At 43.8% G+C, this 14,689-nt stretch carries 9 protein-coding genes; 3 read left to right on the top strand and 6 right to left on the bottom strand.

Going from position 1 to position 14,689, the window contains the following annotated elements:
* Position 1: 1 nt before the first annotated feature.
* Positions 2-874: an AraC family transcriptional regulator gene (locus K7P76_RS02985; RefSeq protein WP_304518381.1), complete on the bottom strand. Its 873-nt coding sequence runs from the start codon at positions 872-874 to the stop codon at positions 2-4.
* 162 nt (positions 875-1,036) lie between these two features.
* Between K7P76_RS02985 and K7P76_RS02980 the strand changes: the two genes are divergently transcribed.
* Entirely contained in the window at positions 1,037-1,870 is an 834-nt protein-coding gene (locus K7P76_RS02980; protein ID WP_232183075.1) for a phytanoyl-CoA dioxygenase family protein, read from the top strand.
* A gap of 271 nt (positions 1,871-2,141) precedes the next feature.
* Here K7P76_RS02980 and K7P76_RS02975 read toward each other — a convergent pair whose 3' ends face one another.
* The 5 genes from K7P76_RS02975 to K7P76_RS02955 form a co-directional block, all read right to left on the bottom strand.
* A complete protein-coding gene (locus K7P76_RS02975; protein WP_232183074.1) occupies positions 2,142-6,320 on the bottom strand; it encodes an endo-alpha-N-acetylgalactosaminidase family protein in 4,179 nt (1,392 codons plus the stop codon).
* 11 nt (positions 6,321-6,331) lie between these two features.
* Positions 6,332-7,822, bottom strand: a complete 1,491-nt coding sequence (locus K7P76_RS02970; RefSeq protein WP_232183072.1) for an MGH1-like glycoside hydrolase domain-containing protein — start codon at positions 7,820-7,822, stop codon at positions 6,332-6,334.
* Positions 7,823-7,853: 31 nt separating this feature from the next.
* Positions 7,854-8,678 (bottom strand): carbohydrate ABC transporter permease, encoded by an 825-nt coding sequence (locus tag K7P76_RS02965; RefSeq protein ID WP_232183070.1) that lies wholly within the window; start codon positions 8,676-8,678, stop codon positions 7,854-7,856.
* Positions 8,675-9,559: a carbohydrate ABC transporter permease gene (locus K7P76_RS02960; RefSeq protein WP_232183068.1), complete on the bottom strand. Its 885-nt coding sequence runs from the start codon at positions 9,557-9,559 to the stop codon at positions 8,675-8,677. Before K7P76_RS02960 ends, K7P76_RS02965 begins: the two co-directional genes overlap by 4 nt.
* Before the next feature lie 75 nt (positions 9,560-9,634).
* Positions 9,635-10,957 (bottom strand): ABC transporter substrate-binding protein, encoded by a 1,323-nt coding sequence (locus K7P76_RS02955; protein ID WP_232183066.1) that lies wholly within the window; start codon positions 10,955-10,957, stop codon positions 9,635-9,637.
* A gap of 230 nt (positions 10,958-11,187) precedes the next feature.
* Between K7P76_RS02955 and K7P76_RS02950 the strand changes: the two genes are divergently transcribed.
* Both K7P76_RS02950 and K7P76_RS02945 read left to right on the top strand, forming a co-directional pair.
* Positions 11,188-12,981: a cache domain-containing sensor histidine kinase gene (locus tag K7P76_RS02950; protein WP_232183433.1), complete on the top strand. Its 1,794-nt coding sequence runs from the start codon at positions 11,188-11,190 to the stop codon at positions 12,979-12,981.
* On the top strand, positions 12,974-14,590 hold the full coding sequence (locus K7P76_RS02945) for a response regulator (RefSeq protein ID WP_232183064.1): 1,617 nt from the start codon (positions 12,974-12,976) through the stop codon (positions 14,588-14,590). The genes K7P76_RS02950 and K7P76_RS02945 overlap by 8 nt, the downstream gene beginning before the upstream one ends.
* Positions 14,591-14,689 lie beyond the last annotated feature (99 nt).

Here is a 14,689-nt window from a genome sequence, read left to right as displayed (position 1 = left end):
ATTATTTTCTTCTCCATTCCCCAGGCGTTAGCCCGCTTATTCTTCGGAATGCTTTGGAAAAATGATGTACGTCGGAAAATCCGCAATAATTGGCGATCTCTTCTTGCGACAGGTCCGAGCTTACCAACAGCTCTTTCGCATGATCGACGCGCATATGGAGCAAATACCGATGGGGAGAAACCGCGTATCTCCGTTTGAATAACGCGCTAAACCGCGATTCGGACAAGTTTGCGCGGCTAGCCATCTTCTCGACGGAAAGCGGCTCGTTCAAATGAGTCGAAAAATAAGCGACGATCCACTTCAAGGGATCTGCCTCCGCCCGCATGCCCCCCGTATTCCTCATATAACTTTCCAATATTGTCACGATGATCTCATAGGCCAATAGATGGGCTTTTAATTGCATCGAAGCATCGTACTGTCTCCATAGCTCCACCATGATAATGATCGTTTCGATTAGCTTCTTAGGTTGTTGAACCTCAATGCGTACGGGAATCTCCAAACCGTAAATATCGTTTAATCTAGGCTGCATAAGGTGTTGGTAAGCGGACAAATCGATTTGCCCTGCTTTCGTCGGGAAGCTGTTCGCCCGCTCGGGATTATAGAAAATATCGAAATGGGCAAAAGGAGTAATGGTATCCGTCGCGCCTTCCAGTATGACGATGCTTCCCGGCTGAACGAGACAAAACTGGCCGGCCTCGAACCGGTATTCCCGTCCGTCGACCCAAACTTGAAGAATACCTTCCTTAACGTAAATAAAGAGGTAATCCAACAACCGGCGTTCGGCATAACGCCACAGTTTGCGAACCGCGAAGTCGCTTGACCTTATATAAGGAACGATCGGGTGCCTATCCATTCGTTCGATCAGCGATGACATGGCATGCTCTCCCAACTTGCGTAGTAGTTAGATTATATCACGTGCTTATCCTCCGAATCCCAGTTGTTTTGAACAAAAAAATGAGCGAGAATGACAATGACGTTGCCTGCACGGCTTTATATGATGGTTATAAGATTAACGCTATCAATTGGGGGAATAACAATGCCTAATCAGCCGACTTCTTTACCCATTATGAACGAAAATTACGAGATTACTGTTGAGCAATGCGATTCATACCAGGAGAAAGGGCATATCGTCGTTCGTAATCTGGCGCGCGATGAGGAGATTGCCGTTTACGAGCCTCTCCTTAGCGAATGGGTTCGGAAATTGAATAATCAAGACAAGCCCCTTGAGGAACGGGATACGTATGGCAAAGCTTTTATACAAATCGGGAACTTATGGAGAGAGCAAGAGGATCTGGCGAGATTCACGCTTGCCAAGAGGTTTGCCAAGGTCGCTGCAGATTTGATGGGCGTAGACGGTGTGCGGATTTATCACGATCAAGCCCTCTATAAAGAGCCAGGCGGCGGCCATACTCCTTGGCATCAAGATCAAATTTACTGGCCGCTCGATACGGACAAAACGATTACGATGTGGATGCCTCTCGTGCCGATCTCCGAAGACATAGGTTCAATGACGTTTGCATCGGGCTCCCATAAGCTGGGTTACATCAATAAAATGCAAATTTCCGATGAATCGCACAAAACGCTTGCACAGTTCATTGACGGGAAAGGTTTTGAAAAAGTAACCTACGGAGCAATGGAAGCAGGGGATGCAACTTTTCACGCAGGCTGGACGATGCATAGCGCACCCGGCAATCCCACCTCTGCGATGCGCAAAGTCATGACGATCATCTACGTCGCGGACGGAACGCGAATCGCCGAACCGGACAGCAACGCTCGCAGAAGCGATTTGGAATCTTGGCTTCCCGGATTAAAGGCGGGGGACCTCGTCTCCAGCCCGCTTAATCCGCTTGTTTATCACAGGGATATGTGATCCATGCCGAGAAAATACAAAAAGCCTCCAACACCCTATCAATAGTGGGTTTGGAGGCTTTTTGTATTTGGGGCTTTTTTTCGCACCTCCATAACCCTTTCAAATCGATGTTCCCCTACTCCGGCTGTCACCGAAGAGATGACGCTAATACGTGTCGTACAATACAAAACCCAGACCGCTACAGTCTGGGTTTTGTATACGAATGATCGCAAATAGAGGGATCCCAACTAATCTTCAACGATCTGCTCGTCAACGTAGTCAGTTCTTCGGTTTATGGACTGCTAATTTCAATATAATCCATCTCCGCCCAATAACCGGTGGAACTTGAATTTTTCGTTCCTGTTGTGGTGATGGTCAAAGTATGAGACCCAGGCGCCAGGCCGGATTTCTGCCATACAATAGCCTTATTGGTGAATGTGGGGCTAAATAAATCAACGGTTTCATCAGCTTGGTTGTCCACACGTATTTTGATAATCTGTTGGTCAATCCCTATTCGCGTAGCCAGAAGGACATCTGTTCCCGAAAATTGAACGGTTGCGGTTTTACCCCCGGTATTCACGTAATGATAGGTTCCGTTATAGCGATTGCCAGCGCTCCCGCTTAACCATCCGCTGGTGAATGTCCAATTCGTTGAGCTGTCATCCAATTTGATTTTGTAGTCTGTCAAGATTTGCACGGCATCGACCTCAGCCCAATAATTAGTGGAATTCGTATTTTTCGTTCCGGTCGTGATAACGGTAATCGTGTGATTTCCCGGTGCCAGCCCTGTTTTTTGCCAGACTAACACTTTGTTGCGATGCGATATGTCATACAAGTCAATCGCTTCCGCTTGCTCACTATCTACTTGTACTTTAATGATCTGCTGGTCAGGACCAATCCGGGTAAATAATTTTGCGCCAGTACCCGTAAAATTGAAGACAGCTGTGTGCATTACCGTCGTATTTATATAATGATAACTTCCATTATGGCGATCCGCGGCAGTGCCGCTTGACCACATATTATCGTAAGTCCACTCTGAGGCGTTATCATCTACCAAATGATCGGATGATTCTGGTACTTCAGCAAAATCCAACTCAGCCCAATATCCTGTGGAGCTTGCATTTTTTGTTCCGGTCGTTGTGATGGTCAGGGTATGAAGAGTATCGGCAAGTCCTGATTTTTGCCATACCATCACCTGATTGTCCAGAGAGCTTGAATAGAGATCAACGACTTCAACGGCTCCGTTATCTACCTGCATGTTTACGATCTGGGCATCGTAAGATTTTCGCATATAGAGTTTGATATTCGAACCGCAGAAAGTCAGTTTTGCTGTCTGACCTCCTGTATTATCATTGACAGCGTGAGCAGAGCTATTAAATCGATCTGGGGAAGAAACGACAATCCATTTGCTGCTATAACCCCAGGCGGGGTCCGTATCGTCCTCAATCGTATCTACCGTTAAATCGTCAATGACAATATCCGCATTTGAGGAAGATTGGTTCACGAATTCCAAAGAATAATCATCGAAGCTGCTCGTAGTAAATCGCTTGGATTCCAACGTTACTTGGTCTTGCGAACCGGATAAATTTTGACTGAATAACGTCGCATTTCCTTTGTTCGAGCGTATCCGATATTGCCAACCCGAAGCCGGGCCGTACATCGGTTTAAATTTAAAGCTTAAACGGTATGTCGTATGCGGTTTGAGCTTAAGTTGATTGGGCAATGTCTTGACGATAGTATCGTAAATCGGATTGTAATTATGGTTCCAATGCATGATTTTAAACGATTTATTGCCGGAGCCAGCTATCGTATCTATCGTATAGGGCGGATTTGCTTTAGATATCGTAGCTACCGTATCCGTACGATGGGCAACGAAAGGTCCTGCCCAATGCGTATCTTCAAATCCTTCGAAGTAGGAATGCTTACCTCCGATCGGATTGCTTTCTTCCAACAGCCGGATATCGTCAAACTGTACGATATCGCCGTTTCCTGCTGCCCCTGTTCCTTTTAAATAAACGGTTGCGCTTGTATGCCCCAGAGGCATTGTAAAATATACTTTGAGTCTCGGCCAACTATCCAATCGATCGGCGTTAAAAGTGACATTATGGTCGATGGAGTCGACAACTTCCTGTCTTCCGTATTCCTTCACGCCAAGTAGCGCCGTTTTATCGCCGATTATATTTACAGCTGCCGTGATCGCATAGCTTTTTCCCGGTTGCAATCCCGAAATGGTTTGACTCGCCATATGATCGCCGCTTCCAGAAATTTGAAGCATGTAGTTACCTTCAGTACCTGCCGCAATCGTTACGGCTTGCGCATCGGAACGATTCCAGTAGGCGAATGATGTACTGTTAAACTCAAAATCCTTGATCTTACTGCCGTCTCCCCAAATGACGCTTGTCTGCGGCGCAGCTTCTTTGAGAAGCACATATCCTTGTTCGGCTTCATAGGCGATCGATACTTTACCGTTGCTTACGCTAATGTCCGCCGCAAACTCCCGTCCGGTGGTCTGATTTAATTTGTATAGCTTCAACGTTTTCAGTCCGCTCCAACTCGAAGGCAATGTCCACTCTTTGATACCTCCCCCGCTGCTGAAGGTATAAATTTTTTCTTCCGTTTCCACTTCCCATGGGAGAAATAAGTCTTGTGACGTATTATTCAAAGCGGCCTGTAAAATATTGTTTTTATAAATTTTGCGTACATTTCCGTCATAAACGGATTTAACCCCCTTTGTAAACAAAGCAGTTAGATTATTATTATTGCTTGAATCGTTATATATATTTAATATTTCAAAATTTTTCAAATAAGTATCCGCTAACGTATGCTTCCAAAACTCTTGGACAGCCGAATTTATCGTACCCGGCACCGGACCGACGTAGCCTAAATAACCGTATGTGTCGGCGTAACCTTTGCCAAGCACGTTTTGGTATGTCGTATTTCCCGCACCGACTATCGTAACATGGTTCATGATGAAACGGCGTATATTGGAACTCCCACTGTTTAAACTGGTATGAGCCCACGAGAGATACTTCGTTCCGAGATAGCTGATCGAAGGATCAAAAACTTGAGGATACCCGATTGAATACTCCGTAAACAGTTGCCACCCATTCTGCTTGAATTTTTTGATTTGTTGATAGGCCTGCCATCTCGCGTTCAGGCCGTTTCCGAGTTCTATATCCAAATATTGAAATTTCATATTTGGAAATGCGGCCTTGTGGGCATCGTATCTTAACCCTAAAAGTCCACTGCCCCAATACTGATCCTGATCGTTCAGTTGAGCCTCGCGATCTATCATTGCCCAGGGCTGGCCTTTCACCGTACTTGATAGAGGTGTGTCTGCCCAAAAAGAACTTTCCGGATAAGCCTCCCGTGAATTCGTGTGGGTGCCGACATAGATATTCCAATTCGCAGCTTCATCGACCAACCAGTTGAACTGGCTATTTCCGCCCAGGACATCGCTTGCCTCCCCATAGGAAGGCCATCCGTCTATCCCTTGATGCGATGTTTTAGCCAACAGAATTTGTGGGAATTTATCAGTTGCCAGGGCTTGTCTTTTGAGATAATCCAAAGCGGATTCCCATGTCCACGGATATTTGCCCCAATAATCGGTAAACAAATTGCTGAATATCGTTTTTTGAGCCAGATTTATAGGGCCGGGGAGAGGATCCATAATGCTTCGGTAAGCAATCGCGCCATCTTGCCAATCTACGCTACCGTCCCCATTTTCATCCGCAACGATCTTAATTTTCACCCAAGGAAGTTCTGTGACTTTATCGTCCGGTCCCCGATAAAAACTTTCGTATGCCCAAAGACCCGTACGCTTATATACTCCTTTATCCACAGTCTGGACGTAGCTGCTTTGAGTGGTCATACCCGTTTCAATGGCAGCAGCTAAAGCATCCGTGTAAATAATCGAATGTCCCACGCGCTGCGGACTTGCATCAATTGATTTATTCAAAACCGTACTGAAGGTATCATTATCGATAAAATTTTGATTATATGCCATAGCCGCACCGGATTGCGTGCTTCGCACGGATACCAGATTTTGATCGGGAAATTCCAGCCGGTATACTTTAGTCGAGCCTGAGTCATTGATTTGGGTCACATTCATTTCCAGTACATTGTCAACGAGTTTAAACTCCACGATCAATGATACGCTTATGGAGGAAATATCGATGTTGTAAGTGATGGTATCCGAACTTTTGATACTGGTGACACTCGGAGTATATAATGTTCCGTTTATTTTGATCTTGCTTAATGAGTCCTCCTGTCCATATATGACAGCATTCGTAGCCAAGTCCGTATATTGAATCACACGGGGGAAAGCATCATCCACTTGAACCGACAAAAAATTATTGGACAACGTTTGTGTCGCAGCCTCCGCTTTTTCAACAAACAATAGGGAGAAGAAGGCCAATAAAGAAAACGCAGCAACACACATGAACCATTGCATCTTGGTCTGTTTCATCATTTTCTCTCTCCTCAAATAGGAATTAACACCTTTTGTATATCCGGGAAGCATGCTTTTTCTATATCGTTTACATAGATCCGCAACCCTGTCCCTCGGCCATAGCGTGTTCCTGTTCGATCGTACAAGATCGTAATCTTGCGATTATGGTAGGGGACATTTTCCAGACAGAAATAATCCCATAAAGACGCGGGAATCAAAGGACGAATGTCCAAGTAGTGATCGTTGCGCGGTTTGATTCCGATTAACCCGGAAATAATCAAATCGCAATAAGAAGAATGATTGTAATCTCTACCCCTGTCTTTATTCGGATCGTTTCGTTTATGCAGAATCTTTCTTGCGATCCATTCCCCGGTGCAAGGATCTAAATTTTCATCGATCCACATCACTGCCTTGCCGTCTTCAAGACGGATTTGATGAGAGTTGGCATACATTCGGAGCAAATTGTAATAGTCCTCGATCGTAATAACAGATTTCTCATAATTGTGAATGAGATTCGCCATAGCGGTTAAGGTTTGCGACGTGGCAAACGGCCACGAGGGGCCGTTCCAAAGACATTCGTGCGAATCCTTTAGCCCATAAAATCGATGTCCCTGTTCCGCAGTGGCTGGACCGAAGGGAGCGGCAAAATAAAGCGGTTCTTTGATGTACTTCCAGGCTGCTTCATAACCTTCATCGGGCAGCAGAAAATACCATGGCACATAGCCAATCAGTTCGCAAACGTCCGCGAGTTGGCCTTCCTCCAATTGATCACCCTCCATTTGGCGCACCCAAGACTCGGGCAGGTTATGGGTGTAAGCAAGTCCTTGACGATTCAAACGAACTTTAAAAAACTGCGCCTCAGAATCCCAGAGCAATTGTTGGACTAGCTCTTTTAAAATCCGGGCCTTCAACAGATAACGGTGAGCAACATCGTTGGAACGCGCCAAAGCCGCAGTTTTGGCGATTGCCCTAGCATCGCCATACATGTAACTATTGATGGTGGGCCGATATCCGGATCCACCGATCGAGAATTCCATTCCGTCATAACCGTCATATTGCCAAAATAATCCATTATCATCCTTCTTTTCCGCTTCCCACGCCTCATAGTTGCTTATTAAATCGGGCAGCAGTTCGAGCAAAAGCCTGGAGTCTCCCGTTACCAAGTACCGCGCGTACAATGAATCCGCCGCCCAGAAGCTGTATTTGCGAGGTTCGCCTCCCTTGCGAAACCAGAACAGCGCATAGTCATCCAAGTATTGCTGATTATGAAGCCAGCGTCCCTCATAAAAATGGTGGCCAGACGCACAACTAATCGTATTATATTTCCCTGCCCAGGGTACAGGCGGTAGAAATTCCGTAATAACATAACCATCCGGCGTCTCTCGAATATGTTTTTTGAATACCTGCCAGCGAAAATAATAAACTTTTTGCAAACTCTCGTCAGGACATTCAAAAAAAGGAATATTTGCGGCAAACCATGCTGCATCCTGTTCCTCAACAAAAGATAACGGATTCAATAACACCGCTGCATCTCCTCCCGTCGTCTTCTCAAATTCAGCCTTTAATGGCTCCTGCAGCTATGCCGCTTACAATATATTTCTGCAAAATCACATACAGAATGACGATCGGCATGCTGGCCAGCACCAGACTAGCCGTGATGACGTCCCACTCACTTCCGTACATGCCAAACATTTGAAATACTTTGATCGTAATCGTAAACGCATCTTTATCCGTCAGAATCAGAAACGGCAGTAAAAAATCATTCCATGTCCATAAGGAAAATAAGATCGCAACACTGCTAATAGCCGGTTTCAAAAGGGGAAAAACAATCGAAAAAAACAATCGGATTTGCGAACAGCCGTCCATGTAGGCAGATTCATCCAATTCCACCGGTATGCTTTTGACAAATCCATGAAACATAAACAAAGCAAAACTGCTTGTAGAGACGTATATGAGAGAAAGGCTCGCAGGGCTGTTCTCGATATGAAATTGTTTGACCAGTTGGACGAGTGGGATCATATAAGAATACAACGGAATTAGAAACGGAAATGTAAACAGGATATAGAAAAACCAGCTTAACTTGCTTTTGTCTCTGGAGAGCTTGTAACCTGCCATTGAGGTGAAAACCACCACGCCAGCGATTGTTAAAGCGGTAACTGTCACATTGTTCAGCAGCGTCTGCAAGAAATCGGAAGCTTTCCACGCCTTCGTATAATTATCCAAATAAAAGCTTGCAGGAAAGGAGAGGGGCGATTCAAAAATATCTCTGAACGACTTAAATGAATTGATCAAGATCAAATAAATCGGAAACAAGTAAACGAGCGCCAATAATATTAACAACGTACCCGCTGTCATTTGAATTCCGCGAGAGCGTCTCACACTTCCACCTCCTTTGCCTTAAAGAACTTTAACTGGAAGTAAGAAATGAAGAGAATGACTCCAGCCAAAACTACCGCTTTTGCCATACCGTATCCGAATCGGTTGGCTGCTCCGTACGCCTCGTAATAAATATTCAGAGCAATCGATTCCGTAGAGTAACCAGGACCTCCTCCGGTCAATACAAATATCGCGTCGAATATTTTCAATGATCCGGCGATACTCGTGAAAATACAGATCGTAATGGATGGCATTAACAAGGGGATAATTATTTTAGTAAACTGCACCCAGCCCGTGGCGCCGTCAATTTGAGACGCCTCCAGCACGCTCGTATCGATCGTTTGTAGCCCAGCCAAATAAATAATTAAGAAATAACCGATTCCATACCAGATATTCATGAATATTGTCGAATACAGTGCGATTGCCGGATCACCAATATAATCCAAATTAAAAAATTGCCAATGAATTTGTTCCGACAGCTTAGGAAGCACTTCCGTATATAGCAATCTCCAAACAAAGCCCACCACAACGAGGCTAAACACATATGGTAAAAAAAATAAGGTCCGAAGCAAGTTTCTAAAGCTCCGGCTTCCCCATTCAATCGCTACGGCCAGAACAAGAGCGCAGATATTTGAGATGGCAACGTTTAATACGGTAAAGATTAATGTTACGAAAAGTGAGTGAAGAAATCTGCTATCTTCCGTGAATAGTTCCAGATAATTCTGAAAACCCACATATTGCGTCGTTTTACTGATGCCATTCCAATCAGTAAACGACAGCAAGAGACCTTTGGTAAACGGATACAAAAAAAACACGACATATAACAAGGTAAAAGGCATAATAAACCATAACAGAGACATCCGGTTTCTTCTTACTTTGTTCACAAACGGTATTCTCCTTCATTTCTTCAGGAAAACCGGGATGACCGATGACGATCATTCCCAGCATTCCTCTCACGATTATTTCCCTGCAAATATTTTCCATCCGGCATCGATATGTTTATAGAAGTCATCTCTGGTCAAGTTCTTGGAAATATAATCTTGCAGGTCTTTGCCAATAATATCTGCCAAGCCGCTCTGCCAATAATTGATCATAAAGCCTCGAGTTTTCTTGCCCTCTTGAATATATTGAGCCGCATCCAAACTGAGTGAATTCAGCTTAAGCTCCGGATTCGAACTGGCTGCGGATTGCTGTTGCAAAATATCCCCGACTGTCGCTTTAGCTCCTTCCTTCGACAACATCCATCGGATGAAGTCTTTCGCCTCATTCGCATGCTTAGTATCTTTGGAAATATACATTATGCCTTCCGCATCCGTTAGTAAAGTCGCATCCTTCGCGTCTTCGGAGACCGGAATCGGGGCCATTCCCAATTGTACATCTGGGTCCAGTTTGATCGCTTCACCGTAAGCCCAAACGCCTTGAATCGCCATAGCCGCTTTCTTGGTGCCTACAAGATGAGCCATATTGGCGAAATCGCTGGACAATGGTTTATCTCCAGAGTTCGCAACGTAGAGATCAAGCAATTCAAAAGCAGCATCCAGCTTTTCGTTTTTAAAAGAGGCATTACCGCCGTTCATGTCATCATAAAATTTTTGGAAATCATCTAATGTTGATCCCTGCAAAGCCCAGAACATTTGGTAGCACAGCCATACGTCCTTAAATCCTGAAGCGAACGGTGTAATGCCAGCCTTTTGCAATTTCGCTATAGCATCTTTTAGTTCTGTTAAAGTATTCGGCGGTGCGGCAATGCCTGCTTCTTGAAAAGCTTGCTTGTTGTAAATTAAGCCATATCCAAGTACTTGGGTGGGTACGCCATAGACTTTTCCGTTATACTTACCCGCATTCCTGAAGTTTTCATATACCAATTCATCCGGATTATCATTTGACAGGTCCAACACTTGCCCGGCGTCGACGAGCGGCTTCATCGCCAAATAGCCAGGGTAATTAAAGAGATCTGGAGCATCGCCCGAAGCCAGCCGCGTCTTTAATACCGCATCATAATTATCCGCAACATGTTCAAATTCAACAGTTATATGCGGGTAAGCTTGATGCAAGGCAGCATTGATCTCACTTTCGTGTTTGGGATAATCAATTACATTCGTCAAAAATTTAAGTTTGACTGGTTCCTGCTTCTTGTTATCAACCGAAGACTGAGCGGATTGAGATGGGGCTGCTGACTCCGTCTGCTTGGATTCGACGGCTTTCTTGTCAGCTTTTCCGCAACCGCTTACAATGATAAACAATACTAAAAGAATGATAAAACCCGATGTCCTTCTTTTCATGTTTGTGATTGACCTCCTGAATTATTCTGCAAGTTGGTGGCGCGCCCTGATTTGAATTATAGTTCTGTCATCTGCTTCTTTCATATGTATAATCTTAAAGTCTACTTGTATATAAATGAACACTTTGAAATTTCGCTTCAATAGGGATCCCGTAATTGTTACAATCATGAATATGAATTCCAATTCATCAAGTAATACCGGCTAAAGGGGAGGCAACGACTTTGGGTTTTATGAAAATAAGCCTTCGCAAACAAATTATCGTCATTTTCACTTCGATCGTCGTAATTCCCTTGTCCATTTTAATTTATAACTCTTACCGGAGCATTTCTGTCGAAATCCAGCAGTCCTATGTTGAGAACAATGTACAGCTGTTGAGCTTACTGAACAATCGGATCGATGACTATCTCAAACAACTGGATCAAATTTCGCTTTCCTTGTATTCGGATTTGTTATTCACCCAAGAATATCAAGCGACGGACAATGAGAATTGGGCTTACAACCTTAAAATAAAAAAACTGATGAATATTTATCTTCAGCGAAGTGAAACGAATTCCGTACTCTTTTATATTCCATACTCATCGGAAGTCTACATCATCAACAAATCGATTAACGCATCGTTTTCCAATGCCCCTAACATCGAAGCGACGAGTGGATATTCGAGAGCCATGCAAACCAAAGGGAAGTACGTCCTTGAACCTCAGCACAGACTGAAGAACTTCAATGCGGAATACCAATTGAATAGCAGTACCCCCGTATTTTCCATCAATCGGATCATTCAAACTTACTCCAAGGATTACGGATTGTTGTCCATCAACTACGAATTAACCTATCTTGAAAAAATAACGAAAGATATTATGCATTATTCAGACGAATTCGCAGTACTCACGAATCAGTCAGGTTCCGTCATCTATCAATCCGATCCATCTATCAGGCTCGATTCTGCCATTATAAACTCAATTATTTCTGGAAAAGCTTTGACAGGTTCATTTCCTACCCAATCTTCAAGTTCAGATCAACTTCTGGTTGTCTATTCCAAATCGGACAGCAGCGGAAATATCCTGCTCAAGACGATTCGGATGAAAGTGCTGCTTGCGCAGGCTTCGAAATCCAAAAACTTAAACTTAATGATCGGAGCCGCTTTGCTCTGCTCATTAATCGGGGCCATTATAGTGGTCTCCTATAGAATTACGGCCCCTTTATTAAAACTGGAAAGACACATCGGTTTGGCGGGCAAAGGTTTTTTTAACATCCCTATTGCAGTTACAAGCGGGGATGAGATCGGACGAATTTCCGTCTCTTATAATCGAATGCTTGGTCAATTAGATCAACTCATCAATGAAAAATACAAGCTGAAGCTTAAAAACAAATCCGCCGAATTGAAAGCGCTGCAGGCTCAGATAAATCCCCATTTTATCTATAACACTTTACAGGCGATCGGCAGTGTAGCTTTGGAAGAAGGAATCAAGGAATTGGAGGAAATGACCATCGCGTTGTCCAATATGCTGCGCTACAGCATCAAATCGGCCGGCATGATGGTTACCCTTGAAGATGAGATCAACAATTCAAAAGATTATTTATCCATCCAAAAATTTCGATTTGAGGAAAAATTGGTATTCCGTATTGAAATAGCGGATGAGTTAAGGTCCATCCAAATACCCAAGTTAATTTTACAGCCGATATTGGAGAACTCTGTTATTCACGGAATTGAACGAAAAAAAACACCAAGTACGATTGAAATCCGCTGTAAAGCATTAGGCGAAGTCCTCTCGATTACGGTGGGTGACGACGGGGTTGGAATGGATTCGGATAAGCTTGCTCAAATCAGAACGACATTAAGCAGAACCGATGACGAATTTGCGGAAGGGGACAGCATCGGCATCGCCAATGTTTATCAAAGGCTTCGGCTGCTGATGGGAGATCAATTCGAAATGAACATTCGGAGCGAAAGCGGTAAGGGCACGACCGTGGAAATGCTCATTCACGTTGACGACAACATTAAGAAGGAGTCGAGGGATCATGTATAAAGCGATCATAGCAGATGACGAACGAAAAGTGCGCACAGCGATCGTCAAATTGGGTGATTGGGAACGCATGGGCATTCAAATTGTGAGCGAAGCCATGGATGGGGATCAACTGTGCGAACTGGCCGACGACGAAGAACCTGATATCATTGTGACGGATATGAGAATGCCCGGTCTGTGCGGCGCCGATCTCATCAGATCGTTGAGCAATCGGCACAAAGACACCAAACTTATAATCGTAAGCGGGTATGTAGATTTTGAGTACACGAAACAAGCGATTGCAGCAAGAGCGATCGATTATATTTTAAAGCCTGTCTCCAAAGATAATCTGAATGAAGCTTTAAAAAATGCAGTGATAGAAATTCAAAATCATAGGCTAAAGCAATTGGAAATAGCCGATTTGCAAATTAAGCTGAACGAGACGCTGCCGTTGCTCAGCGAGAATCTGTTGCATAAACTTCTGGAGGAGGGTCAGTATGGAAAGCATGAAATATTAAGCAGTCTTGGCGTTGCCGAGAACGATCAGTTAGAATTGGCAACGGTTGCCGTAATCAAAATGCAAAACGCCAAACAAATTGCCGAGGAGAAGTATAATGGACAAAGCGATTTGCTTTATTCTTCCGTACTCAATATCGTTAATGAAGTGATCGCCGGGCAAGGAAAAGCTATTCGTAAGAATCCCAATGAAATCGTGATGCTCTTCTATTCAGACGCCACCAGGTTGCAGTTGTACAGCAGGTTGGAACGATTAATCATCGTGCTTCAACAATACCTGCAAATCAAGACTTTGATAGGCGTGGGACGAAACTACCCGGATTACCGCGACCTCAAGCTCTCCTTGCGCGAGGCCAGAGCGGTACTCATGCAGATGGATCTTACGGAAGAAAGCCGGATATCGTTTTATGAGGATATCGTCCATTTCACTTATAATCAGTCTACAGAACTGAAAACTGAGCGGTTGCTCGCTGCGGCAATTAAAAGCGGAAATCTGCCTCTGATCAGCCAGATGATGGAATCTTACTACGAGGAGTTTGCACGAACGGAACACATGAGTTTGCATAAAATTCAAAATTTGGGCCGGAATATTTTGCATATTCTGGAATCTTTGGTAGATTTCGTCGAAACAAAAGATGAATTTATTTCCCGATTCGTTTTACTGAAAGATAGGATGGAACAAGAGTTGAGTCTAGACAGACTCAATCAATCGGTTAGCGAGTTTTTGGCGGATATATCTGTTTATATGCGAAGTTGCAAGAAAGAAACTCAGACGTTCTATGATATTCGAACCTACGTTGAGCAAAATTATCATTTGAGAATCTCCTTGCATGACATTTCCGGTAAATTTTTTTTAAGCAGAGAGTACATATCCAAAAGATTTAAAGAAGAATTCGGAGTGAACTTTCTCGAATATTTGACAACTCTCAAAATAGACAAATCGAAAGCCCTTTTACTGGAAAACAGGAAGGTTCAAGAAATTGTTTCGATGCTTAGTTTTAATGATGAAAGCCACTTTAGTAAAGTTTTCAAAAAATATGTCGGTGTTACTCCTAAGGATTTTCGGAGCATTTATATTGCAGCAGTAGACGACGAAACTAGATCACCAAAATTGTGATTTTTTTCATTCTCGAGGCGAAAGAAAACCACATGGAGTTGTTACACTCGCATGTGGCACAATAATATTTTAACCGCTAACAACTTCTGCTCGCATATT

Origin of the sequence: Cohnella silvisoli (genome assembly GCF_021190915.1) — a bacterium.
GTDB lineage: Bacteria > Bacillota > Bacilli > Paenibacillales > Paenibacillaceae > Cohnella > Cohnella silvisoli.
Note: the sequence above shows the minus strand (reverse complement) of the source record. Positions and strands in the feature narration are given on the sequence as shown.

What these genes read in the sequence shown, in the direction of transcription:
- K7P76_RS02985 (WP_304518381.1), bottom strand. Translation starts at nt 874, where the DNA reads ATGTCATCGCTGATCGAACGAATGGATAGGCACCCGATCGTTCCTTAT.
- K7P76_RS02950 (WP_232183433.1), top strand. Translation starts at nt 11,188, where the DNA reads ATGAAAATAAGCCTTCGCAAACAAATTATCGTCATTTTCACTTCGATC.
- K7P76_RS02955 (WP_232183066.1), bottom strand. Translation starts at nt 10,957, where the DNA reads ATGAAAAGAAGGACATCGGGTTTTATCATTCTTTTAGTATTGTTTATC.
- K7P76_RS02980 (WP_232183075.1), top strand. Translation starts at nt 1,037, where the DNA reads ATGCCTAATCAGCCGACTTCTTTACCCATTATGAACGAAAATTACGAG.
- K7P76_RS02975 (WP_232183074.1), bottom strand. Translation starts at nt 6,320, where the DNA reads ATGATGAAACAGACCAAGATGCAATGGTTCATGTGTGTTGCTGCGTTT.
- K7P76_RS02945 (WP_232183064.1), top strand. Translation starts at nt 12,974, where the DNA reads ATGTATAAAGCGATCATAGCAGATGACGAACGAAAAGTGCGCACAGCG.